The 22,777-nt window shown below is 65.3% G+C and carries 19 protein-coding genes and 1 pseudogene; 6 read left to right on the forward strand and 14 right to left on the reverse strand.

The genetic code is table 11. The features are described 5' to 3' along the window. The 3 genes from B3T59_RS01905 to B3T59_RS01915 form a co-directional block, all read left to right on the forward strand. A partial coding sequence (locus B3T59_RS01905) for an ABC transporter permease (RefSeq protein ID WP_287001363.1) occupies positions 1-603 on the forward strand: 603 nt, incomplete at its 5' end. Next, positions 594-1,913, forward strand: coding sequence for a sensor histidine kinase (locus tag B3T59_RS01910; RefSeq protein ID WP_287001364.1), 1,320 nt, complete (start codon positions 594-596; stop codon positions 1,911-1,913). The genes B3T59_RS01905 and B3T59_RS01910, both read left to right, overlap by 10 nt. Then, entirely contained in the window at positions 1,910-2,542 is a 633-nt protein-coding gene (locus B3T59_RS01915; RefSeq protein ID WP_287001365.1) for a response regulator, read from the forward strand. Before B3T59_RS01910 ends, B3T59_RS01915 begins: the two co-directional genes overlap by 4 nt. Here the strand turns inward: B3T59_RS01915 and B3T59_RS01920 are convergent. The 5 genes and pseudogenes from B3T59_RS01920 to B3T59_RS01940 all read right to left on the reverse strand — a co-directional run bounded on the left by B3T59_RS01920 (position 2,532) and on the right by B3T59_RS01940 (position 8,543). Continuing rightward, positions 2,532-3,330: pseudogene (locus B3T59_RS01920) on the reverse strand (polysaccharide deacetylase family protein). The gene B3T59_RS01915 and the pseudogene B3T59_RS01920 sit on opposite strands and share 11 nt — an antisense overlap. 129 nt (positions 3,331-3,459) lie before the next feature. After that, entirely contained in the window at positions 3,460-4,980 is a 1,521-nt protein-coding gene (locus tag B3T59_RS01925) for an aldehyde dehydrogenase family protein (RefSeq protein ID WP_287001366.1), read from the reverse strand. Between the two features lie 168 nt (positions 4,981-5,148). Further along, the gene (locus B3T59_RS01930) at positions 5,149-6,306 is read right to left on the reverse strand and encodes an acetyl-CoA C-acetyltransferase (protein WP_287001367.1); all 1,158 of its coding nucleotides are present in this window, start codon (positions 6,304-6,306) and stop codon (positions 5,149-5,151) included. A 31-nt stretch (positions 6,307-6,337) separates the two neighbouring features. Further along, on the reverse strand, positions 6,338-7,168 hold the full coding sequence (locus tag B3T59_RS01935; RefSeq protein ID WP_287001368.1) for an SDR family oxidoreductase: 831 nt from the start codon (positions 7,166-7,168) through the stop codon (positions 6,338-6,340). 79 nt (positions 7,169-7,247) lie between these two features. Further along, positions 7,248-8,543: an acyl-CoA dehydrogenase family protein gene (locus B3T59_RS01940; protein WP_287001369.1), complete on the reverse strand. Its 1,296-nt coding sequence runs from the start codon at positions 8,541-8,543 to the stop codon at positions 7,248-7,250. 42 nt (positions 8,544-8,585) lie between these two features. Between B3T59_RS01940 and B3T59_RS01945 the strand changes: the two genes are divergently transcribed. Continuing rightward, entirely contained in the window at positions 8,586-10,211 is a 1,626-nt protein-coding gene (locus B3T59_RS01945; RefSeq protein WP_287001370.1) for a FadD3 family acyl-CoA ligase, read from the forward strand. 12 nt (positions 10,212-10,223) lie between these two features. On the opposite strand, the gene B3T59_RS01950 is transcribed toward B3T59_RS01945, so the two are convergent. Further along, positions 10,224-10,748, reverse strand: coding sequence for a VOC family protein (locus B3T59_RS01950; RefSeq protein ID WP_064861303.1), 525 nt, complete (start codon positions 10,746-10,748; stop codon positions 10,224-10,226). 65 nt (positions 10,749-10,813) lie between these two features. Here B3T59_RS01950 and B3T59_RS01955 point away from each other — a divergent pair, with 65 nt between their 5' ends. Then, positions 10,814-11,635 (forward strand): helix-turn-helix domain-containing protein, encoded by an 822-nt coding sequence (locus B3T59_RS01955; protein ID WP_064861302.1) that lies wholly within the window; start codon positions 10,814-10,816, stop codon positions 11,633-11,635. Then, on the forward strand, positions 11,632-13,149 hold the full coding sequence (locus B3T59_RS01960) for an AAA family ATPase (protein ID WP_064861301.1): 1,518 nt from the start codon (positions 11,632-11,634) through the stop codon (positions 13,147-13,149). Before B3T59_RS01955 ends, B3T59_RS01960 begins: the two co-directional genes overlap by 4 nt. Positions 13,150-13,170: 21 nt before the next feature. On the opposite strand, the gene lysS is transcribed toward B3T59_RS01960, so the two are convergent. From lysS to B3T59_RS02000, 8 genes are all read right to left on the reverse strand, one after another. Next, a complete protein-coding gene (gene lysS, locus B3T59_RS01965) occupies positions 13,171-14,709 on the reverse strand; it encodes a lysine--tRNA ligase (protein WP_064861300.1) in 1,539 nt (512 codons plus the stop codon). Between the two features lie 61 nt (positions 14,710-14,770). Then, entirely contained in the window at positions 14,771-15,685 is a 915-nt protein-coding gene (locus B3T59_RS01970; RefSeq protein WP_064861299.1) for a dioxygenase, read from the reverse strand. Beyond that, positions 15,682-16,737 carry a maleylacetate reductase gene (locus B3T59_RS01975; protein ID WP_287001371.1) on the reverse strand — a complete coding sequence of 352 codons (1,056 nt, stop codon included), beginning with the start codon at positions 16,735-16,737 and terminating at the stop codon, positions 15,682-15,684. The genes B3T59_RS01970 and B3T59_RS01975 overlap by 4 nt, the downstream gene beginning before the upstream one ends. Beyond that, positions 16,734-18,524, reverse strand: a complete 1,791-nt coding sequence (locus tag B3T59_RS01980) for an FAD-dependent oxidoreductase (RefSeq protein ID WP_287001372.1) — start codon at positions 18,522-18,524, stop codon at positions 16,734-16,736. The genes B3T59_RS01975 and B3T59_RS01980 overlap by 4 nt, the downstream gene beginning before the upstream one ends. A 109-nt stretch (positions 18,525-18,633) precedes the next feature. After that, complete coding sequence (locus tag B3T59_RS01985) at positions 18,634-19,782, reverse strand: NAD(P)-dependent alcohol dehydrogenase (protein WP_287001373.1); 1,149 nt, start codon at positions 19,780-19,782, stop codon at positions 18,634-18,636. Next, complete coding sequence (locus B3T59_RS01990; RefSeq protein WP_287001374.1) at positions 19,779-20,381, reverse strand: flavin reductase family protein; 603 nt, start codon at positions 20,379-20,381, stop codon at positions 19,779-19,781. Before B3T59_RS01990 ends, B3T59_RS01985 begins: the two co-directional genes overlap by 4 nt. Then, entirely contained in the window at positions 20,378-21,496 is a 1,119-nt protein-coding gene (locus tag B3T59_RS01995; RefSeq protein WP_064861383.1) for a zinc-binding dehydrogenase, read from the reverse strand. Before B3T59_RS01995 ends, B3T59_RS01990 begins: the two co-directional genes overlap by 4 nt. Then, positions 21,496-22,743 (reverse strand): acyl-CoA dehydrogenase family protein, encoded by a 1,248-nt coding sequence (locus B3T59_RS02000; RefSeq protein ID WP_287001375.1) that lies wholly within the window; start codon positions 22,741-22,743, stop codon positions 21,496-21,498. Before B3T59_RS02000 ends, B3T59_RS01995 begins: the two co-directional genes overlap by 1 nt. Between the last annotated feature and the right edge of the window lie 34 nt (positions 22,744-22,777).

Here is a 22,777-nt window from a genome sequence, read left to right on the forward strand (position 1 = left end):
GTCGACGATTTCGGCGGCCTCAGCGTGTTTCAGGTCTACCAACCGATTCTGGTGCTGTTCGTCGTGGCGATGCTCGCCGTCCAGGCGTTGCCGGACGTGCTCACCAGATACCGAGAGATGGGGATTCTCAAGCGGTTACGCACCACTCCGGCATCTCCGAGTCTCCTGCTGATCGCGCAGTTCGTGTTGACCTCCGCCGTCTCGATCATCTGTCTCGCACTGATCGTCGTCGTACCGGGGATCATCTCGGGGCAGTGGCCGCAGCACCCCGTCGGGTTCATCGTCAGTTACTTGCTGACGGGTTGGGCGTTTCTCGGCCTGGGCATGGTGATCGCATCGCTGTTCCGCAACGCGAAAGTCGCTGCGGGATTCGGCACGCTGGTGTTCTTCGTCCTGATGTTCTTCGCCGGATTGTGGGTACCCCGGTCGACGATGCCCGGCTGGTTGCACCTCGCGTCGAACCTCACTCCGTCGGGTGCGGGTACACAAGCGCTCGTAGATACCGCGACGACAGGCTGGCCAGCGATCGGGTACTTCGGCACACTACTGGTGTGGGGCGCAGTGACCACCGCGATCGCGGTCCGGACCTTCAAGTGGGAGTGAACAGCCCGTTCACCACCACTGCGCTGGCGCACGGCCTGTTCCGACGCAACCTCGAGCGTGAACCGCAGGGCCGCTGGAGCGACTGTCGGCACGAGCTGAGCTGGCCAGACACCATCGTGCCCCCGACGGCCGAGGTGTGGACTCTCCGGGTTCTCTATCTCGTCGCGCTTGTCGTCGCCCAACTCGTGCCTGCGTCGTCGACGCAGCATCTGGTGAGTGCGTCGGCGATGATCGCGCTGATGGTCTTCACGGAGATCTGGACTCGCGTCAACATCGGCCCCATGTGGCGGCGTGTGGGAATCTTCGCTGTCACCACCACGCTGATCGCCGTCGCCATCGCCGCGACACCAATCGCAGGCATCGCGTCGTGGGCGGGCTACATGCTCTACGCGTCGTTGTTCACCGGACTCCCGATGGTGTTGGCCATCAGCGTGTCCTGTGTGCTGATGACGGCGACGCAACGCTATGGCTGGGAGAACCTTGCTTACCCGTGGTGGGCGTCGGTGCTCGCGTGGATTCTGAACGTCGTGATCGGTGTTGCCGTCGTGGTCGTGATCGATGCGCGCGAGACGTCGGTTCTCCGTCGCAACCAGCTCACCGAAGACCTACTCGCAGAACGTTCCCGCACCGCACGACTGCAGTCCCAACTCATCGAACAGGCCCGACTCGCAGGCATCCGCGACGAGCGTTCCCGCCTCGCCCGCGAGTTGCACGACACCGTCGCACAGGGATTCGTCGCGGTGGTCACGCAGTTGGAATCCGTCGACGAGGCCGAACTGTCCGACGCCGCACGCGACCGAGTGGACAACGCGAAAATGCTTGCGCGCGAGGGACTCGGCGAAGCGCGACGCGCGGTGAACGCACTCCGACCGCTCACACTGGACGCACAACCACTCCCCACCGCTGTGCAGGATCAGCTCACCGCCTTCGCCAAGCGCAATCACATCACCGCGGTACTGCGGGTCGACGGCGACGCCCACGACCTCGGCGGCAGCGACGACACCATACTGCGCATCCTGCAAGAATCACTGGCGAACATCGCCAAACACGCGGGTGCGCAACACGTTGTGGTGACGCTGACCTACCTCGACGACGCGCTACTTCTCGACATCCGAGACGACGGAGACGGTTTCGACGTCGACGCGGTACGACGATCCACGCACAGCGGCTTCGGGCTGACAGGAATGTCCGAACGCGCACAATTACTCAGCGGGACCGTCGTCGTCGAATCCGATCCCGGTGCAGGTTGCGTTGTCTCCGTGTCGATTCCTACCGAGCGAAGCGACGCGTCGAAAGGAGTATCGCAATGAGCCAGCGTTCAGAACGGATCAGCATCCTCGTCGTCGACGATCATCCGGTGGTGCGCGACGGAATACGCGGGATGCTCGAGCGCGAAGCAGACCTCACCGTCGTCGGCGAGGCGACCAGCGGCGACGAGGCGGTGGCTCGGGTGGCCGCACTGACACCCGACGTCGTGCTGATGGACCTTCGCATGCCGGGCTCCGACGGCGTCGAGGCCATTCGCGCTCTGCGCGCAGCCGATCGTGCCCGGCCCCGCATCCTGGTGTTGACGACGTACGACACCGACACCGACATCCACGCGGCCGTCGACGCGGGAGCCGACGGCTACCTCCTCAAGGCAACCCCGCGCGACGACCTGATCTCAGCGGTGCGTCGTGCGGCAGCGGGCCACAGCGTCCTCGATCCGAGCGTCCCGGGAAGCCTGATGAGCCGCAATCGTGCCGACACCCTCACCGAACGAGAGCGAGAAGTGTTGCACGCCATCGCCGGTGGCGGCACCAACCGTCAGGTCGCTGCCGAACTGATGATCAGCGAGGCGACGGTGAAGACGCATCTGCTGCGGCTCTACCCGAAGCTCGGCGTCGCCGACCGTGCGGCGGCCGTGCGGGTTGCGTTCGAGCGCGGGCTCATCCGGTGACGAAGTAGTCGTCGAGGGTGACCATGGTCAGCTTGCGTTCTCTGATGATCTCCGTGAGTTGCGGATAGATGTGCGTCACCGCAGGGTGATTGGCGTGCCCGATCACCACGGCTTGCTGGCGAAAGTAGGTGCGCGCGTTGGCGGTGATGTCTTGCTCACGAAGTACCCGCTCGTCGCCCAACGTCCCATACCACATGGTCGACGCCGTGTAACCCTGGTCGGCGGCGACGCGGTCGACCGTCGCATTACGGTGCCCGTAGGGCGGACGATAGAACGGAGTGCCGTCGACTCCAAAGGTGTTCTGCAGGAAGCGCTTGTTGCGATTGAGCTGGTCGGCGATCGCGGTCTCCGACAACGAGGTCAGCGACGGATGCGTCCAGGTGTGATTCCCCAGCTGGATCTGACCCGATTCCACCAGCGGCGCAAGCGAACTCCGATGGTCGGTCCAACTCTTGTACACCGGTGACAAAGAACGTGAAGCGCGCACCGGTGTCCTGCGCGAACTTGATGTACGCGTCGACGACGTCCGACCGCACGCCGTCGTCGATGGTCAGCGCGAGATAGTTGCCACGCCCGGGTAGCGCGGTGATCGGGCCCTTGGGGAGCGGCGCCTTGCTGGGCACAACCTGCGCGGGCGCAACGAGGGGCGTGAGCAGCCGCTCGGGCAGGCCCGGCAACCGGAGGTTCGGTGGAAGACCTGGCGCCGCAGCAGCTTTCGAATCAGACAAACCGGATATCGCAGCGACGGTGCCAGCCGCCAGTGCTGCGAGGAAATGGCGGCGGTCCACGTCATCTACTTAACAACAGACCCAGCAGCCACACCAGTCACAAGAACGGCACAGATGGTTCATGGGTGGGTAAAGCCCTGAAGGATCTACCCGCCCATGACGGATGCGACGTTGCCACACTCTGGTGGCTCAGCGCTTACGCGCCTTCTTCGCGGCGCGCTTGTTGAGCTTGCTCCAGAACTTGATCTGCCCGTTGGCCATTCGCGTGTCACGCTTGGTGAACGGCGGCGCGATCATCTCGGCGACAGTGAACGGCATCGTCGAAAATGCCACTGCGCGTGCGTGACTGAACGTCTCGAAGCCCGTCTTGCCGTGGTAGGCGCCCATACCACTGCGGCCGATGCCACCGAAGGGCAGTTCCGCACCGAACATGTGCAGCGCGAAGTCGTTGCCGTTGATCGATCCACTTCGTGTGTTGTCGGCAAGCCGCTTGAAGTTGGCGTTGTCGTCGCCGCACCAGTACATGGTCAGCGGATGGGGATTCGCTGCTATGTGGGTGATCGCCTCGGTCAGGTCGCGGTACGGGTAGACGCTCAGGACCGGGCCGAACACCTCGTCGTCGGCGATCTTCATGCCCGCTTTGACCCCGGTGAGCAGCGTCGGCGGGATCTTGCGACGCTCAGCGGACGGAAGCTGCTCGCCGCCCGGGATCACCTGCCGCTTGGTAGCGCCGAGTTCGACGGCGTCGTCGATCAGTCCGACGATGCGGTCGTAGTTCTTCTGGTTGATCGTCGACGTGTAGTCGGCGTTGTCGTAGATCGTCGGGAAGCTCTTGGTCCAGTGGGCGATGACCTTGTCGGTGAACTCACCGAGCTTTGCCTCGGGAACGAACACGTAGTCGGGACACAGACAGACCTGGCCACCGTTGGCCATGCGGGCCTCTGCCAGCATCTTCGCGGCCTTGCCGATGTCGGCCGAGACGTCGACGACGGCCGGGTTCTTGCCACCCAACTCGAGTGTCACCGGCACGAGATTCTTGGCCGCCTCCTGCGCCACCGACGACCCGACCTCGGGCGAACCGGTGAAGAACAGATGGTCGACAGCGAGCTTCGCGAAGTCGGAGCCCGAGCCGTGCTTGGGCGTGATGACCGCGAGTTCTTCGATGGAGAAATAGTCAGGTGCGTGGCGAGCGATGACCTCGGTGGTGCGTGCGGTGATCGACGACGGCCGCATCAGCACCCGGTTGCCCGCCGCGAACGCCGAGGCCGCGGGCACGAACGTCAACTGCAGCGGGAAATTCCACGGCCCCATGATCCCCACCACGCCGAGCGGGTCATGCCGCACCCGTTGCTTGAACCCGATCAACCCCTGCACCCGCGCCGACGGGGTCTCCTTCATCCATTCCTTGACGCCGCGTCGCTGGTGGGTGATGTCGATGAGGCATCCGGCGACGTCGGCCGTGATGCTCAATTCGGCTGGGCGCGTGCCGAAGTCGGCGGTCAGCGCCGCGCAGATCTCGTCGGAGTTGTCGAGCAGGAGCGACCCGAGCCGCGTGATGCGGTCGATACGCGTGTTGGCGTCCGGAATGCCGTCACGCAGGAACGCGGCCTGCTGGATCTCGAGCAGTTCGGCCAACGAGTGAGCCTCCGACGAGACCCCCTTCTCGATGCGTCGAGCCGCTCCGGTCGTCATGTCCGCAGGCTTGGTCATGGTGGCTCCTTGAGGATCTACGAGTACTCGGGGGCATGGTCGAATGAGACGCCGCCCCGATTGTGTATCACATGCTATGCCGTAGATCACACAAACGCGAGCGTGGGGTGGCGGACATACTCTGAGTGCTTCAGACTGCCGACCGTGCGCTCGAAAGTGTCGACTGGGTCAGCCGAGGCGCTCGATGATCGTGACGTTGGCCGTGCCGCCGCCCTCGCACATGGTCTGTAGGCCGTAGCGGCCGCCGGTGCGCTCCAGTTCGGCCAGCATCGTCGCGAAGAGCTTCGCCCCCGTGGCTCCGAGGGGATGTCCCAACGCGATGGCCCCGCCGTTCGGGTTGACGCGCGCGGGGTCGGCCCCGGTTTCCTTCAGCCAGGCGAGCACAACCGAGGCGAACGCCTCGTTGATCTCGACGACGTCGATGTCGTCGATGCTCAGCCACGACTTGGCCAGCGCGTACTTCGTCGCGGGGATGGGCGCGGACAGCATCATCACGGGATCATCGCCGCGGACCGAGATGTGATGGATGCGAGCGCGCGGGGTCAGACCGTACTCGGCGAGTGCCTTCTCGCTGACCACCAGCGCGGCCGACGCGCCGTCGGAGATTTGCGACGCCACCGCTGCGGTCAGCCGTGAACCGTCGGCCAGCGGGGCCAACCCGGCCATCTTCTCCAACGACGTCTCACGCGGGCATTCGTCGATGACGCAGTCGGCCAGTGCGACAGTCTCGCCGTCGAACCGTCCCTGTGCGATAGCAGCTTTGGCTCGCTGATGCGACTGCAGCGCCCATGCCTCCATGTCCTCACGGCTGATGTCCCACTTCTGCGCCATCAGGTCGGCGCCGACGAACTGTGAGATCTCGGCGTCGCCGAATCGCTCACGCCAGCCGACGGATTCGGCTGTCGGCGTGGTGAATCCGAACTCCTGGCCGGCAATCATGGCCTGCGAGATGGGGATTGCGCTCATGTTCTGCACACCACCGACCACGACGACGTCCTGCGTCCCACTCATCACACCCTGCGCCGCAAAGTGAATGGCCTGCTGGCTCGAACCACACTGACGGTCGACGGTGGTGCCGGGTACCTCCAGCGGCATTCCGGCAGCGAGCCAGGCGGTTCGGGCGATATTGCCCGCCTGCGGACCTATCGCGTCGACACATCCGAAGACGACGTCGTCGACGACCGCCGGGTCGATCCCCGTCCGAGTGACGAGTGCGGAGATGACATGCGCACCCATGTCTGCCGGATGCGTCTTGGCCAGCGAACCGTTGCGCTTGCCGACGGGCGTGCGAATGGCGTCCACGATGTAGGCCTGTGGTGTGCTCATGAGAACTCCTGCTCGATAAAGGTATTCGCGCTCAGGCGCGCTGACTGGAGATGGACACCACTTCGCCTGTGAGATATGTGGTGTAGTCGCTGGCGAGCATCGCGATGGTGGCCGCGACCTCCCAGACCTCGGCCGCACGGCCGTAGGCCTCGCGCTGCGCGAGGTCGTCGAGCAGTTCGTCGCTGGTCACCTTCGCAAGGAAGGGATGCTTGGCAATCGACGGCGCAACTGCATTGATACGCACCCCGTACTCGGCAGCCTCGACGGCCGAACAGCGCGTCAGTGCCATCACTCCGGCCTTGGCCGCGGCGTAATGCGCCTGTCCGCGTTGAGCTCTCCAGCCGAGTACCGACGCATTGTTGACGATCACGCCACCGTGCTCGACGGCACGAAAGTAGCGCAGCGCGGCCCGCGTGGCGCGGAACGTCCCGGTGAGCGTGATGTCGACGACGCGGTCCCACTCCTCGTCCGACATGTCGGCGACGGGTGTCTCGCCACCGAGGCCGGCGTTGTTCACCAACACGTCGATACGTCCGAGCGCGTCTGCGGCACTGGAGATCAGCGAATCAACATTGGCAGTGGACTGCACGTTGCACACCACCTTGCCGACGGTTTGACCGTCGAACTCGGCAGCCAGCTGGTCGGCGGCCTCGCCAAGCCGTCGCTCATGCCAGTCACTGAGCACGACGTCGGCGCCCTCGAGGAGCGCCCGACGCGCCGTCGCGAATCCGATACCCGTGCCGGCCGCTGCGGTCACAACGACTTTGCGCCCCAACAACAATCCGTGTCCGGGCGTCTCCTCCGGAGGTGTGGCCAACGGTGATCTCACACCATCGACCTCACTCGACGTCGTTTGTGTCATCGTGTCCACACCTCTCGTAGTGATTCCACACTCGTGCCTCGTCGTGCTTCATTCATTCTCGTGTCTCGCTGTGCCCAATTCACGCTCGCGCCTCGCGGGGTAGGCCGAGTACGCGCTCGGCAATGATGTTGCGCTGCACCTCGTTCGAGCCGCCGTAGATGGTGTCGGCGCGAGTGAAGAGAAAGAGGCGTTGCCATTCGTCGAGTTCGACGTTCCCCGGATCGTGAATGTCATTGAGGTGGCCCTCTACTGTCTCGCTGGGCCCGATCAACGACGCAGGACCCGCCACCGCCATCGCGAGCTCGCCGAGATCACGATGCCAGTTGGCCCACAACAGCTTTGCCACCGAAGCCGTCCCTGCAGCGGCGGCCGCACCCCACGTGCCCCCGGTTACTGTTGCGTCGTCGTCGAGTGTCCGTTGCGCATTGGCACGCATCGCGCTCAGTCGGATGCGGGCACGAACGAGGCGTGCTGCAATCTCTGGATTCTCGAGAGATCGGTTGGCTCTTGCCATCTCGGTGATTGCGTCGAGTTCGCGCGCGAATCCCACCTGCTGTCCCAGCGTCGAGACGCCGCGCTCGAACTGCAGTAGCCCCATCGCGACCCGCCAACCGTCGCCGGACTCGCCGACGATGAGGGCGGCGTCGGTGGTCGCGTCGTCGAAGAAGACCTCGTTGAACTCCGACGTTCCGGTCAGCTGCTGGATCGGCCGTACCGTGACGCCGGGCTGGTCGACCGGGACCAACAGGAAGCCGAGTCCCTTATGGCGCGAGGAGCCCGCTTCCGTACGCGCCAACACGAACACCCATTGCGCGACGTGCGCCAGGGACGTCCAGATCTTCTGCCCGTTGACATGCCAGCGGGTGCCGTCGTCGGAAAGTCGAGCCGTCGTGGTGACGCCCGCGAGATCGGAGCCTGCCCCTGGCTCGGAATAGCCCTGGGCCCACAGCTCGGTGACGTCGACGATGCCGGGAAGAAAGCGCTGCTTCTGCTCTTCAGTGCCGAACTCGATCAACGTCGGGCCGAGTAGTTCCTCACCGAGGTGATTCACCCTCGCGGGAGCGTTCGCGCGCGCATACTCCTGATGAAAGATGATTCGCTGCTCGAGTGTCGCGCCACGGCCCCCATACCGCGTGGGCCAGCCGAGGCATGTCCACCCGGACGCCGCAAGGTGGCGATCCCACGCCAGACGCTCAGCGAAGAACTCATGCTCACTTCCCGGCCCACCCCGACCCTTGAGCGAGGCGAAGTCGTCGACGAGATTTTGTGCCAACCACCCGCGCACCGCTCGCGTGAACTCTTCGGTCGCGTCGGGCGTGCTTCGCGCCCATTCGCCCAGGTCGACGGCACGATCGGCAAGGTTGATCGACGTCATGACCGCTAGCATAACCTACCAAGCATTTGTTAGGTTATGCCCATGGAGTCGATAGCGACCAACGGCGACGCACAGGCGACGGGAGGAAGCGCCCAGTCGGCGGGAGGGAGCGCACGGTCGACGCCCGCGGCGCTGATCCGCGCGGCGCAGACCTGGCCGGCGCAGCAGGCGATCGTCGACCGTCAGTGGGATAAGGGAGGCGAAGGTGGTGAAAGCGTCGAGCTGACGTACGCGGAGCTGCTCGAGCGTGTCCGCGAGTTCGCCGCAGCGCTTGTCGCGTCGGGGTTCCAGGCCGGCGACAGGGTGGCCATCTGGTCGCCGAACAGCTATCACTGGCCGATCGCCGCACTGGGCGTGCAGTACGCGGGCGGGGTGCTGGTCCCGCTCAACACCCGCTACACGGCAACCGAGGCCATCGACGTGATCGGGAGATCGCAGGTGTCGGCGGTGGTCGCTTCGGGTGAGTTTCTCGGCGTCGACCATGCGGCCGAACTGCTCGGCGCTCATGGCAGCTCGCTGCCTGATCTCGTGGTGCGGGTACCGCTCGACGGGTCTGCACCACCACCAGAGGGCAGCGTCGACTGGTCGGACTTCGTCGCGCGTGCCACAGACGAGACGCGTGCCGAAGCGGACCGTCGAGCAGATGCTGTTGCGCCAGAGGATATCTCCGACATTCTGTTCACCTCGGGGACCACCGGGAAGTCGAAAGGCGTTCTGGCCGAGCACCAGCAGACCATCGCGGGCGCGCGGGCGTGGGGAGCCAACGGACTCCTGAGTCCGTCCGATCGCTACCTGATGGTGAACCCGTACTTCCACACGTTCGGATACAAGGCAGGCATTCTGCCGTCGATTCTCTTCGGGACGACGATGATTCCGCTCGCGATCTACTCCCCAACCGACGCCATGCGGGTCGTCGAATCAGAGGGTGCAACAGTCTTTCCGGGTGCGCCGACCATCTTCCAGACCATCCTCGACGACCCCACGCGCGCAGACCACGACCTGTCGTCGCTTCGCCTGGTGGTGACCGGTGCGGCCATCGTGCCGGTGGTGCTGATCGAGCGTATCCAGCGCGACCTCGGCGTCGACACGGTGATCACCGCCTACGGCCAAACCGAATCCAGCGGATTCATCACCACGTGCACCCCCGATGACGACGACGTCACGGTCGCGACAACGTGCGGCAGAGCCTTCGACGGCATGGAGATCGCGCTGTCGGACCAGGGCGAGGTGCTCACCCGTGGCGCGATGGTCATGCGCGGCTACCTCGACGATCCCGCGGCGACCGAAGCGACCATCGACGCCGACGGGTGGTTACACACCGGCGACGTCGGAGTCATCGACGAGCGCGGGAACCTCCGGATCACCGACCGACTCAAGGACATGTTCATCTGTGGGGGATTCAACGTCTACCCCGCTGAGATCGAGCAGACACTAGCCCGCCTCGACGGGGTCACCGAGACCGCTGTCGTCGGTGTTCCCGACGACCGGCTCGGGGAGGTCGGTCGCGCGTTCGTCACCCTGCACGACGATGCGCACCTCACCGAGGACGACGTACTCTCCTACGCCCGAACACATCTGGCGAACTTCAAGGTGCCGCGGTCCGTGGTGTTCGTCGACGCCTTCCCACGTAACGCGTCGGGCAAGATCCTCAAACGGGAGTTGCGCTGAGCACTCCCGCGGTCAGGCTCCCGGCTGCGTGGCGGCCCACTCGGCGACGCGGCGGGCGCTCTCCTCTTCGGATAGGTCCTCCACGCGGGTCATCACCGACCACCGCACCCCGAATGGGTCGAGGATCGACGCGAACCTGTCGCCCGAGACGAAGGTCGTGAGCGGTTCACGCACAGTCGCCCCTGCCGCCTCGGCCTTGGCCACCACGTCGTCGGCGTCGGCGCAGTAGAACCCGAGCGAATAGCACGCCGCGGGACCGTCGGGTGCAGCGACCAACCCGTACTGCTCGTTGGGTTCGCCGAGTTGAAGGTGGCCGACGCCGAAGTCGAGATCGGCGTGTGCGACCACACCGTCGAACTCGGTCACGTCGACGATCCGCGCACCGAATACGTTGGTGTAGAACTCGATTGCCTGCCCGGCGCACGGTACCGCGATGAACGGGGTGAGACTCGTCAGCCCATGGGGGATGCCGTTGGTGGTATGCGTACCGGTGACGCCGATAGCCGCAGCGGCGGTGGTGTTCTGCTGTGAGGTCATACTTCTCACGCTAAGGAGATCTCGGCGCGGAGGATTGTAGATTTGCGACGACTATCCTGGAACGCATGCCTGTCCGTGGAGCCGACGACACCGGCAGCCCCGACACCCGCGGGGTGCTCTACCCTGCACGCCTGCCCACATTCGAACGCGTCGTCGCCCCGGCCGATCTCACCTCGATCGTCGCCTGGTTCTGGATTCCGCAGTGGGACCTCGCGCCCGGGCGGACCTCGCGGCAGAATCTGCTCCCGTTCCCGGCATGCAACCTCGTCGTCGAACCCGAAGGTGTGACGATCGTGGGGCCGACGACGAAGCGCTCACACCGGGACCTGACCGGATATGGGTGGGCTGTCGGGGCGCTGCTAAGACCGGCCGGCGCTGCGGCGCTCGGCGTCTCGCCACGACCGCTGCGCGACGCAGAGCAGTCGTACCACGCACCCGATCTGTTCGAATCCGTCTCTGCAGCAATGACTGTCGAGCAACCTGATGTCCCCGACGCCGCATCACGCTTCGCGTCGTGGCTACGTGAACACGCGACACCACCCCGAGAGTCGGCGCTGGTCGCGAATGAGATGCAGGACCTGATCGCAGCGGATCGCAGCATCGTCCGCGTCGACGACCTCGCACGCGAGATGTCGATGTCTGTACGTACACTGCAGCGCATCGCCGACCGCCACATCGGCCTCTCCCCGTTGGCGGTCATCCGCCGATACCGATTGCAAGAGGCCGCGGAACGACTGCGCGACGACCTGACGATCACCCTCGCCGACGTCGCCGCCGACCTCGCATACACCGATCAGGCGCACTTCTCGGCCGACTTCCGACAGACCCTCGGCCTGCCGCCGGGCGAATACCGCCGCACCGTCGCCCAATCCGGAACTGACTCATGACAGACGCGACATTGGCCGAGGACATGCTGGCACAGGTCGGTGCCCTCGACCCGGGCTCCCCGACCAGAAGCATCGTCACGCACGGCGCGGTGATCGTGCTCAACGGTGATCGCGCGTGGAAGCTGAAACGGCCAGTCCGGTTGCGCTACTTCGACTTCAGCACGCCGCAGCGTCGTGGACAGGCGCTCGACGCCGAACTCCGCCTCAATCGTCGCTTTGCTCCCGGCATCTACCTCGCCGTGCACACGATCAGCCGGGCAGATGACGGCTTGCTCTCGTTCGACGGCACGGGCGAAATCGTCGACCACGTCTTGGAGATGACACGCTTCGACGACGACGCACTGATGGTCACTCACGCACATCCGGGCGGCCTCGACGACGATCTGCTGCAGCGACTCGCGCTGCGCGTCGTCGAACTACACCAGGGATCTGAGATCAGTGGGGATGCCCGTGGGGCGCAACGATTACAAGAGGTCGTCGACGGAAACCTCGCGAGCATGGCGGCGTTCCCGGAGATCATCGAACCCGTTGTGGCACAGGAACTCACCGACAGGATCACCACCCTCATCACCGAGTATCGCGAACTCCTCGACGATCGAGCACGCGGCGGACGCGTTCGCCACTGTCACGGCGATCTACATCTCGGGAACGTCGCTATCATCGACGGCGAGCCGATTCCGTTCGACTGCTTGGAGTTCGACGCGGAGCTTGCCACCACCGACGTCCTCTACGATCTCGCGTTCCTCGTGATGGACCTGTGGGCGCGCGGGCTACGTCACGAAGCCAACGTCGTCGTCAACACCTACTTCGATCACGCGACGTTCGATGGTGCTATCGACGACGAGCAGGCCTTCTGCCTGCTGCCGGTACTGCTCGCCGTACGCGCCACGGTGCGTGCACACGTCGCGGCAGCCGAGCACGACGTCGACCGTGCGCACGAATACCTCTCGCTTGCACTGGGTTTCACCGAGTCTGCGCGGCCGCGGCTCGTCGCGATCGGCGGCGGTTCCGGTACCGGGAAGTCGACGATAGCGCGGGCGGTCGGAGGCAGCCTCGACCCCGCGCCTGGCGCTCGCATCCTGCGCACGGACGTGTTGCGCAAACGCCTTGCGGGAGTGGGCATCGCGGACAAGCTACCGCGATCGGCCTACACCGACACGGCTCGCGCCGCGGTGTACACCGAGCTGTTCCGCCTTGCCGAAGCAGACATACGCGGCGGAATGAGCGTCATCGCCGACGCCGTGTTCGGTCGAAGCAGTCAGTCGACCGCAACAGCCGATGTCGCCGAGCGCGCGGGCGTCGACTTCACCGGCATCTGGTTGGAACTACCTGAGTCCGAGCGCATTTCGCGGATCGAGCACCGCGGACTCGACGCCTCCGACGCCGACGCCTCGGTCGCGCGCAGGCAAAGTGAGACGCTCGAACGGCCCGACGATCACTGGCGGCGCGTCAAGGCGTCGGGCGGCGTCGAATCCGTGGTCGCCGCGAGCGGGCTGGGGGCTGATCGCGGCTGAGGACCGCGCCTCGACCAAGCCTCAGTCGCGCAGCGGCTTGACCAGTGGGAACAGGATCGTTTCGCGAATGCCCAGGCCGGTGAGCGCCATCAGCAAACGGTCGATGCCCATGCCGGTGCCCGCAGTCGGGGGCATGCCGTACTCCATCGCGGCGAGGAACTCCTCGTCGAGTCGCATGGCCTCGTCGTCGCCGGCAGCAGCGAGACGTGCCTGGTCGACGAAGCGCTCGCGCTGGATGACCGGGTCGACGAGCTCGGAGTAGCCGGTGGCCAGCTCGAAGCCGCGGACGTAGAGGTCCCACTTCTCGACGACGCCCGGCACGCTGCGGTGTGCACGAACGAGCGGCGACGTCTCGACGGGGAAATCGCGCACGAAGACGGGCTGCGAGAGCTTCTCGCCGACCATGTGTTCCCACAGTTCTTCGACGAGCTTCCCGTGACCGTAGCCCTTGTCCTTGGGCACCTCGAGGCCGACGCGGGCAGCGATGGCGAGCAGCTCGTCGACGCTGGTTCCGGGATGCTCCGGCCCGCCGTCGGGAACGATCTGTTGGCCGAGCGCCTCCGAGAGCGACGGGTACATCTCCAATGAGGTCCACTCGCCGGAGAGGTCGTAGGTGGTGCCGTCGGGCATTTCCGGGGTGAGCGTCCCGATCGCGCCGAGTGCCACCTCCTGGACGATCTCGCGGGTCATCGTCGCGGCGTCGTCGTAGGTGCCGTAGGCCTGGTAGGTCTCGAGCATCGCGAATTCGGGCGAGTGGGTGGAGTCGGCGCCCTCGTTGCGGAAGTTGCGGTTGATCTCGAAGACACGCTCGATGCCTCCGACGACCGCGCGCTTGAGGAACAGTTCGGGGGCGATGCGGAGGTAGAGGTCGATGTCGAAAGCGTTGGAGTGTGTCACGAACGGCCGTGCCGCTGCGCCGCCGTGCAGCGTCTGCAGCATCGGGGTCTCGATCTCGAGGAATCCACGGGTGACGAGCGCCTTGCGCAGCTCCGCGATCACCGAGATACGCGTCCGCGCGGTCTGACGTGCCTCGGGACGCATGATGAGGTCGACGTAACGCTGGCGGACGCGCGTCTCCTCGTTCATCTCCTTGTGCGCAACCGGCAACGGCCGCAACGACTTCGACGCCATCGCCCAGTCGTCGGCCATCACCGACAGTTCGCCGGTGCGCGAACTGATGACCTCACCGTGGACGTAGACGATGTCGCCGAGGTCGACGTCGGACTTCCAGCGGGCAAGCGACTCCTCGCCGACCCCGTTGAAACTGATCATGGCCTGGAGCTGGGTACCGTCGCCCTCCTGCAGCGTGGCGAAGCAGAGCTTGCCCTTGTTGCGCAAGAAGATCACGCGCCCGGCGACGCCGACCTGTAGCCCGGTCTCGGTGCCTGCCTCGAGGTCCGGATAGGCGGCGCGGATCTCGGAAAGGCTGTGCGTCCGCCCGATCGACACCGGGTACGCTTGCCCACCCTCGGCGAGGATGCGCTCACGCTTCTCGCGCCGGATGCGAAGTTGCTCGGGCGTCTGGTCGTCGTTTTCCGTGGTCAAGGGGTGATCACTCACACCCGAACCCTATCGGATCTGATTTTCCGGCCGGTGCGGGACCGATGCCGCCGGGCGGCGATCACACCCCGGCGGGAGCCAACACGATGTCGAATCGAACGCGTGACCAGGTACCGGTCACCACCCTGCCGTCGGGTGTTGGTGACCCGGCGGGCTGTTCGACGAAATCGTGCACGAGGGAATCTTTCACTCCGAACACCGAATCGGAGCCCAGCAGGCGATCGCCGCGGACGAAGATGTGCGTCACGAGCGTGCGACATCCCTCGTGCGACACCATGAAGTGCAGGTGAGATGCCCGCATCGGGGAACGCCCAACCGCGGCGAGCATCTCACCGACTGGACCGTCTGCCGGGATCGGATACGGCGTTGGTGTCACGCCCCAGAACCGGTACGAACCATCGGCGCCGGTGAACAGATGCGCGCGACCGGCAACCCGATCGTCGCCGTACTGCACGTCGTAGAAGCCGTCCTCGTCGGCCTCCCACACCTCCACCCGCGCGCCGCTGAGCGGGTTCCCGAGGTGATCGCGCACGGTCCCCTCAACCCAGCACGGTTGACCCGACGCACCGCCCGCGATGTCGCCGCCATCGGGTATCTGGGGTGAGTCATCGACGAAGAACGGCCCGAATACCGTTGCCTCGGTCGCATCGCCGTACGCGGTGTTGTTCACGGCGATTGTCTGCATCGACGCGCCCAACACGTCGGAGAGCAGGATGAACTCCTGGCGACGATCATCGGTGATGTGTCCGGCGCGGGTGAGGAAGTCGATCGCTGTATTCCATTCGGCCTCGGTGAGGCGGGTCTCTCGGATGAATGCGTGTACGTGTTCGACGATGCCGGTCATCAGCTCCCGCAGCCGCGGATTGGCGCAGTCATCGAAGGAAGCCACGACGTCGGCGACGAGTTGCGCTTCGCGGCGCTGCTGCTCGTCGACTGAGTCGACGGCAGGCTCCACGGTGGAGTCGGTGGTACTCATGTGATCGGTGTTCCTTTCCATGCACGGCGAAGCAGCGCCGCGAGGTTGTCGTGGGTCAACTCGACCGGGTTGCCGGCGGGCATGACGTCGAGGATGGCGTAGGTGGCGCGTTCGATTCCGGCTTCGGGCATACCCAGTTCGGCGAGGGAGCGCGGCGCAGCCGTCCGCTGATAGAGGTGGGCCAGTCCGTCGTTGGCTGTGGACGATCCCAGTGCTCTGGCGATGCGGGTGTCCGCGGCATCGTCGGCGGGTGCGTTGAGCGCCACGACGTGTGGCAGCACCACGGCATGGGTCTGCGCGTGGGGCAGGTTGAACATGCCACCCACGACGTGACAGACCTTGTGGTGCAGGCCCGAACCCGCCGATGCGAACGCGGCCGCGGCCAGATACGCGCCGTACAGGGTGTGCTCTCGTCCGGAGAGTGCGCCGGGGTCGTCGACGATATCCCTCAGTCCACCCGCAAGTGACCGGATCGCTTCTTCGGCCAACGCCCGATCGATCGGATCCGACCGCGGCGCCCACATGGAATCCACCCCGTGGGCCAGTGCATTCAGTCCGCTGGCCATCGCCATGTCCGACGGCATCGACGCGGTCAACGTTGCGTCGTAGATCACCGCGCGCGGCAGTACCCGAGGGTCGACGCCGGTGCTCTTCGTGGCGTCCTGCGTCATCCCCCACATATCGGTGGCCTCCGACCCGGCGAAGGTGGTGGGGACCGCGATGATCGGCAACCCGGTGGTCAACGCCACCGCTTTGGCCAGTCCCGTCGCCGAACCGCCGCCGACACTCACCACCGCATCGACGTCGGCCACCGTGGCGCGCTTTCGTGCGGTCTCGGCGAGTTCGACGGGTACGTGCATCGTGATCTCACTGTGGCGCAGAGCGACGGGCAGGCTCCGGGCAAGCCGGTCCCCCGGACCGCTGGGCGAAGCGATGAGCATCGCCCGCCGGATGCCAAGTTCGTCGATCTCGTCGGACAACGCACGGGCCGCATCTCCGGGCGCGAACACCACTCGCTGATAGTTGCTGACGTGCACGAACTTCATTGTCATGTGCGGCACAGCAATCGGGTCATGGCCGTACGCAGCTCGGCCTCCGGGTCGGTCGGGAGGTCGTGCGAACGCCACGCCACGTGTTTGTCCGGTCGGATCAGCAGCGCACCGGCCTCGCCGACTTCGCGCAACCTCGCCCAGTCGAAGTAGAGGTCGGTCACCTCGCGCCCGGGTCCGATCACGATGGCCTCCAAAGGGATTCCCATGGTCGCCGACACCTTCGCGGCGGCCTCCTCCCATTGCTCGCCTGCCACGCCGGTGATCAGGGTCCAGCGGCGGTAGGGCGCAAGATCCATCGTGGCGAGCTTGGTGTTCTGATCTCCGACCCAAGCGTGCGGCAGGTGGGCGCCAGGGCTGGTCGACATCACGTGATAGAGGTCCGGATCGCGGCTCGGTGGTGGCACCGTGCCATCGGAGATGACCGCGTCGGACTCATAGAACTGACCGAGTTCCACTCCGTGAGCGTTGAACTCGTAGTTCTTGGTCTCCATGGCGTCGACCAGTGCGGCACGCATCGCGGCACCTTCCGGAGTGTTCTCCTTGCGACGATCCATGGCCGCGGCCATCTCCGCCGGGTCGGTCAGTCCCTCGATATCGAGGGCGGTGAAGATGTCGGCGAACTCTCGTGCCGACCGATTCGCCCGTGTGACAATGCGTTTGGCGACCGGAGCACGTTCTACGGTGTAGGTGTCGAGCAGCGCCGGCCCGGCCTGACCAGAAAGCACGGCGGCTATCTTCCACACCAGGTTGTAGGAGTCCTGGATGCTGGTGTTGGACCCCAGTCCGTTGCTGGGCGGATGGCGGTGGACGGCGTCGCCCACGCAGAAAACCCGCCCCCGCTGCAGACTCGTCGCATACATTTCGCTGACGCCCCAGAGGCTGTAACCGGTGATCTCCGGTTCGAGATCCGGCATGCCGAGCAGATCGCGAACGATCGCGGTGGCGGCGGCATCGTCGAGAACTGGTGGCGGCTGGTTGATGTCGTATCCCCAGACGATCAGCCACTCGTTCCACGGCCGGACCATCCGGACCAATCCGGTGCCGATTCCGCCGACGTTGGAGCCGGGCTGGATGACCCAATAGAGGACGCTCGGGCGGTGATCGACGAGGGCGGCGATGTCGGCGGTGAAGGTGATGTTCATCGACCCGGCGATGTCCATCGCACCCTCGAACGGCAGGTCGATGTCGGCGGCGATCTGCGACCTGGCGCCGTCGGCCCCGATCAGATACTTGGCGCGGATGCGGTAGCGGTGGGCAGTGAGTCGGTCGAGGACATCGACGGTCACCCCGTCGTCGTCTTCGGTGTGCGAGAGGTACTCGGTGGAGAACCTGGCCTGCGTACCGCGAACCGTGGCATTGCGCACCAGAATCGGCTCGAGATAGGTCTGCGGGATGTCGACGGTCAGGCACGGCGACGCGAGCTGGTAGTCGGCCTCTCGATCGGGTCGGGTACCCCAGGTTCGGATTCTGCCGATCTCCTCGCCTGCGATCGACGTGCAGAACACCGTGTCGCCGACGAGATCGTGTGCGGTGGCGTCGGCCAACACCTGGTCCTCGATGCCCAGATCCCGGAAGACCTCCATCGCACGCTGGTTGGTGATGTGCGCACGTGGCGTGTTGGCCGTCCAGCGGTACTTGGTGATCATGATGTTGTCGATGCCGAGTTCGCTGAGCATCAGCGACGCAGCCGCGCCTGACGGTCCGGATCCGACGACCAGTACATCGGTTTCGACCACCTGGCCGGTGGGTATCTCGGTCTGGGCCATGCCGTCGTCGAATGCGGGCATTGGTGGCCACCTTTCCACGACCGGCGAGCCGGTCGTTCACATTGTTGGTCGCTCGTGTCCCCTCGGGTCACCCGGAAGACATGAGTTGTATTGAGCGCAGATGAGTCCGTCAGAACACGATGACCGGCTTGATGACCCGGCCACTCTTGGCCGCGGCGATCGCGTCGTTGATCGAGTCCATGTCGAAGACGGTGACCAGTCGTTGCACGGGTAGAGCACCGTTGCGCCAGTGGTCGACGAGTTCGGGGATCACCTGGTTGGCGTCGCAGTCTCCGATTGCCACACCGGAGATGGAGATGTTGCGGGCGATGAACGCGGTGACATCGGTGGTGAACGCGGTGCCCGGTGGTGGCGCGCCGATCACACCGCAGTGTCCGCCGGTGATCGTCGCCGCGACCGCGACGTCGAGAATCCCGGCTGCGCCGCTTGTTTCCAGTGTCTGGTCGGCACCACCACCGGTGATCTGCCGAATCTCTTCGACAGCATCCGACGTCGACGGGTCGACGACATCTGTGGCTCCGAGCTCACGCGCCAACTCCCGGCGCGAGGAGACCGGGTCGACGCCGATCACACGGTCGACGCCACGAATCCGGGCCGCCATCACGGCACCGAGGCCGACTGTGCCCAGACCGAATACCGCCAGGCTGTCCAGTGGGCGGGTGGTCTGCGGATAGAGAACCGGTCCGGCGCCGGTGATGATGCCGCATCCCAGCGGCGCCGCAACCTCGGCCGGCACGTCATCGGCCACGACGACCGCAGTCGATCGGGGCGCAAGAATCGTTGCAGCAAATGAGGATTGACCGAACCAGTGCGAATGGATCGGGTTGCCGTCCAGAGTGAACGCCGTTGTGCCGTCGGCTCGACCACCCGCGACGTTGATCCCGAAGGCGTTGGCGCACGCCCAGAACCGACCGCGGTCGCAGCTTCGACACTGTCCGCAGTGATCGATTGTCAGCACCACCCGATCACCGACTCGGACGTCGTCGACGCCCTCGCCCACCGCCGTGACGGTTCCGGTTCCCTCGTGGCCGAGGACGATCGGGAACTGTGCCGGGAACTGTCCGTCGCGCGCGCTGAGATCGGTGTGGCAGATACCGCTGGCGGTCAGCTCGATCCGAAGCTCGCCCGCGGCCGGAGCTCCGACCTCCACCTGCTCGACACTCAACGGCGCGCCGATGGAGGCGGCGACCGCGGCACGTACCGTGCGCGACTTGCCAGACGTCTCGACGGCGGCCGAGTCGGTGACGGAAACACTCATGACGACTCCTCATTCGATGTGGCGCTCTGCGATGTGGCGCGCTGTGATGTGGCGCTGTGTGATGTGGCGTTCTGAGATGTCGCGCTCCAGGCGCCGAAAGCACTGCGGAAGAACAACAAGGGCTCGGCATCGGGGTGGCCGTCGAGGGCCACTACCTGTCCGACGGACAGGTAGTGGTCACCGACGACGTGCTCGGCGTACAGCTCGCACTCGATGTGGGCGACTGCATCATCGAGCAGCGGCGCGCCCGTCACGCCGAGATGCCATGGCGCATCGGCGAATCGGTCGATACCACGGCGTGCGAAGCCCAGGGCGATCGCCGATTGTGTGCTGGACAGCACGTTCACCGCGAACGATCCGCTATCCCGGATCACTGGATAGGTCGACGATGTGGCAGCCGGCGCGAAGGCCACCAGCGGTGGGTCCAACGACATGCTCATGAACGACTGGCAGGTCATGCCGACGTTCTCACCTCTGCTGGACGCGGTGATCACCACGACGCCGGAACAGAATCGCCCGAGAACGTCGCGGAACAGGTCCGAATCGAACTGGTCGCGAGGTGGCCGGGCGGCGTCTGCCCGGACGTCGAGCGCGGTCATCGTCGCGGCTCCACAACAGCTGCGACGACCTCACAGGCGGCCACCTGATCGAGGACGCCGTCGATGGCGTCGAGACCGACGGTGGTCGACACCATCGAATCGAAGTCCAGTTCGCCGCGCTCGAGAAGCCTCGTCCACAGCGGGATGTCACGCAACAGGTTCGTCTGCCCCCACTGGCAGCCGTGAATCTGTTTGCCGTTCATGGCGGCGTCGAAAGCGCTGATCGGCAATGTCGCAGTGAGGAAGTCCTTGGTGACGCTGGCCAGGACGACGTGGCCCGTTGGGCGGGTGATGGCCATGGCGGTACCCATGGCGGAGGCGTCACCTGCGGCCTCGAACGCGAACTCGACGCCGCGCTTGTCACCGAAGAGGGCCGGATAGCTGCCTGCCACCTCTTTGACCTTCTCGACCAAATCGGGATCGTTGGCGTCGAAGGTGTGTGTGGCGCCGAACTTTTCGGCCAGCTCCCGACGATGCGTCAGCGGATCGATGGCGATGATCGTTTCTGCGCCGAGTACACGCGCACTCTGCAGGTACGCGAGCCCTGTCATGCCACACCCGACAACCGCGACGCTGGCTCCCGCGGTGACCGGTGCGACGTTGAACGCTCCACCCACGCCACCTGCGCCGCCGTCAGCGAGGACGGCCAGTGCCTGATGGGATATGCCGGTGGTCAGCGGGACCACCTGGATTTCCCGGGTCAGCATCTGTTCGGCGTACGACCCGAGGTAGGAGTGCGCGACCGTGGAACCGGTTGGGGCGAGCTCGATCTCGGGTCCGAGGAAGGTCAGCTCGCCGCACATGTCCGGCCGATCTCGTAGGCATGCGTAGCAGACACCACACCACGGGTTGGCTGATGCGAGCACGGTGTCGCCTACGCGAACCCGACTGACGTCGGAGCCCACGGCCGACACGATGCCCACGCCTCCGTGCCCGGGAATCTGCGGGATGTGGGCGCCGGGCGGGAAAGGAGGATTGTCGAAGGCGATGACGTCGGTGATGCAGGCGACCACCGCGGTGGTGTCGACAACCACTTCATGCGGGCCGGGTGCGGGCAGGTTCACATCGTCGACCTCGACGTGGCGGCCGTTTCCGTGCCAGAGTGCCGCGCGCATCAGGCATTCGCCTCGGCGAGCGCGGCAACGGCGTAGCCGCTCGCGGTGGCTTCACGAATGGTCTGCGCGACGTGACTGCGGTACATGGTGAAGTCGCGCCAATACCGTTGCGTGCGTGTGCCGTCTTTCACTGCGCTGGACCCGGTCACCCGAGCCATCAGATCCATCGCTTCGGTGAGCACCTTGCCCGCCTGGATGGCCAGCGAAACCAAGCGCTGATTCTCGGCGATGGTGATCGACCGGCCGGTCGCCGCTGACTCGTCGCACAGTTGGGCGTAGGCGGCGGTGACGCTGAGCAGGCAGGCTTCGGCCTGATCGATCAGCGTGGTGGCCTCGCCGTACCACTGCCGGTAGAACGAGTCCTCGGCGCGCACGGCCATCGGTGGCCACATCGTCTTCTTCACCGGCATCGTCGCCGCGAACTCGTCGAACATCGCCTTGGTCATACCCAATGCGACGGCGAGCAACTCGGCGAAGAAGAACGGCTGAATCGGCCCGATGTACATCGGATTGCCGTATAGCTCGAGCCCATAGGTCTGATCCGGACGGATGGCGTTGATGTCGATATCGAGGACGTATCCGTGGTCGACGACACAGTGGTCGACCTTGACGGAGTTGGAGCCACTACCTTTGAGGCCGATCAAAGTGCCCCAGTCGTCGAGGATCTCGTACTTGTCACGTGGTACCAGCGCGAGGCCCGGATGCGGGCGGCCACCGTCGGTCGGCATGATCATCACCGCATTGAAGACGTGGGTGGAGTAGGGAACGCCCGAGCAATAGTCCCAGAGTCCGTTGAGTTCCCAGCCACCGTCGACCGGTGTCGCTGTTACCGACGGGACCACCCGGGAGGGCGCGATGAAATGTCCGTCGGCCCCCATGACCGCAGCTTGAACGTCGGCGTCGAACAACCCCGCGAGGTTGACCACGTGGGCAGAACCCAGACACAGACACCATGCGGTCGACGGACACCCGCGACCGACTTCGACGATCACGCGCAGAAAGTCTTTGATGGACAGTTCGTAGCCACCGAGAGCGGCCGGCTGCAGCATCCGGTAGAAGCCGAGCCGCACGAACTCTTCGTGCATCTCCGGCGAGTAGCGGGTGCGTCGCTCGGTGTCGGCTTGCTCCTCCCGCAGCCTGTCCCTCAGCCCACGTGCGCGGGCCAGGAAATCGTCGACGGTCAGCCCCGGCTCAGGTGTCGGAATCTGCTTGTGCACAGACGTTTTGGTGGAATCAATTACGGTCATCGACACTCCTTTTGATTGAGACCTCCGGCCGACG

The organism is Gordonia sp. UBA7860 (assembly GCF_002500165.1).
Classification (GTDB): domain Bacteria; phylum Actinomycetota; class Actinomycetes; order Mycobacteriales; family Mycobacteriaceae; genus Gordonia; species Gordonia sputi.

What these genes read in the sequence shown, in the direction of transcription:
- B3T59_RS01915 (WP_287001365.1), top strand. Translation starts at nt 1,910, where the DNA reads ATGAGCCAGCGTTCAGAACGGATCAGCATCCTCGTCGTCGACGATCAT.
- B3T59_RS01925 (WP_287001366.1), bottom strand. Translation starts at nt 4,980, where the DNA reads ATGACCAAGCCTGCGGACATGACGACCGGAGCGGCTCGACGCATCGAG.
- B3T59_RS01930 (WP_287001367.1), bottom strand. Translation starts at nt 6,306, where the DNA reads ATGAGCACACCACAGGCCTACATCGTGGACGCCATTCGCACGCCCGTC.
- B3T59_RS01935 (WP_287001368.1), bottom strand. Translation starts at nt 7,168, where the DNA reads ATGACACAAACGACGTCGAGTGAGGTCGATGGTGTGAGATCACCGTTG.
- B3T59_RS01940 (WP_287001369.1), bottom strand. Translation starts at nt 8,543, where the DNA reads ATGACGTCGATCAACCTTGCCGATCGTGCCGTCGACCTGGGCGAATGG.
- B3T59_RS01945 (WP_287001370.1), top strand. Translation starts at nt 8,586, where the DNA reads ATGGAGTCGATAGCGACCAACGGCGACGCACAGGCGACGGGAGGAAGC.
- B3T59_RS01950 (WP_064861303.1), bottom strand. Translation starts at nt 10,748, where the DNA reads ATGACCTCACAGCAGAACACCACCGCCGCTGCGGCTATCGGCGTCACC.
- B3T59_RS01955 (WP_064861302.1), top strand. Translation starts at nt 10,814, where the DNA reads ATGCCTGTCCGTGGAGCCGACGACACCGGCAGCCCCGACACCCGCGGG.
- B3T59_RS01960 (WP_064861301.1), top strand. Translation starts at nt 11,632, where the DNA reads ATGACAGACGCGACATTGGCCGAGGACATGCTGGCACAGGTCGGTGCC.
- B3T59_RS01970 (WP_064861299.1), bottom strand. Translation starts at nt 15,685, where the DNA reads ATGAGTACCACCGACTCCACCGTGGAGCCTGCCGTCGACTCAGTCGAC.
- B3T59_RS01975 (WP_287001371.1), bottom strand. Translation starts at nt 16,737, where the DNA reads ATGACAATGAAGTTCGTGCACGTCAGCAACTATCAGCGAGTGGTGTTC.
- B3T59_RS01980 (WP_287001372.1), bottom strand. Translation starts at nt 18,524, where the DNA reads ATGCCCGCATTCGACGACGGCATGGCCCAGACCGAGATACCCACCGGC.
- B3T59_RS01985 (WP_287001373.1), bottom strand. Translation starts at nt 19,782, where the DNA reads ATGAGTGTTTCCGTCACCGACTCGGCCGCCGTCGAGACGTCTGGCAAG.
- B3T59_RS01990 (WP_287001374.1), bottom strand. Translation starts at nt 20,381, where the DNA reads ATGACCGCGCTCGACGTCCGGGCAGACGCCGCCCGGCCACCTCGCGAC.
- B3T59_RS01995 (WP_064861383.1), bottom strand. Translation starts at nt 21,496, where the DNA reads ATGCGCGCGGCACTCTGGCACGGAAACGGCCGCCACGTCGAGGTCGAC.
- B3T59_RS02000 (WP_287001375.1), bottom strand. Translation starts at nt 22,743, where the DNA reads ATGACCGTAATTGATTCCACCAAAACGTCTGTGCACAAGCAGATTCCG.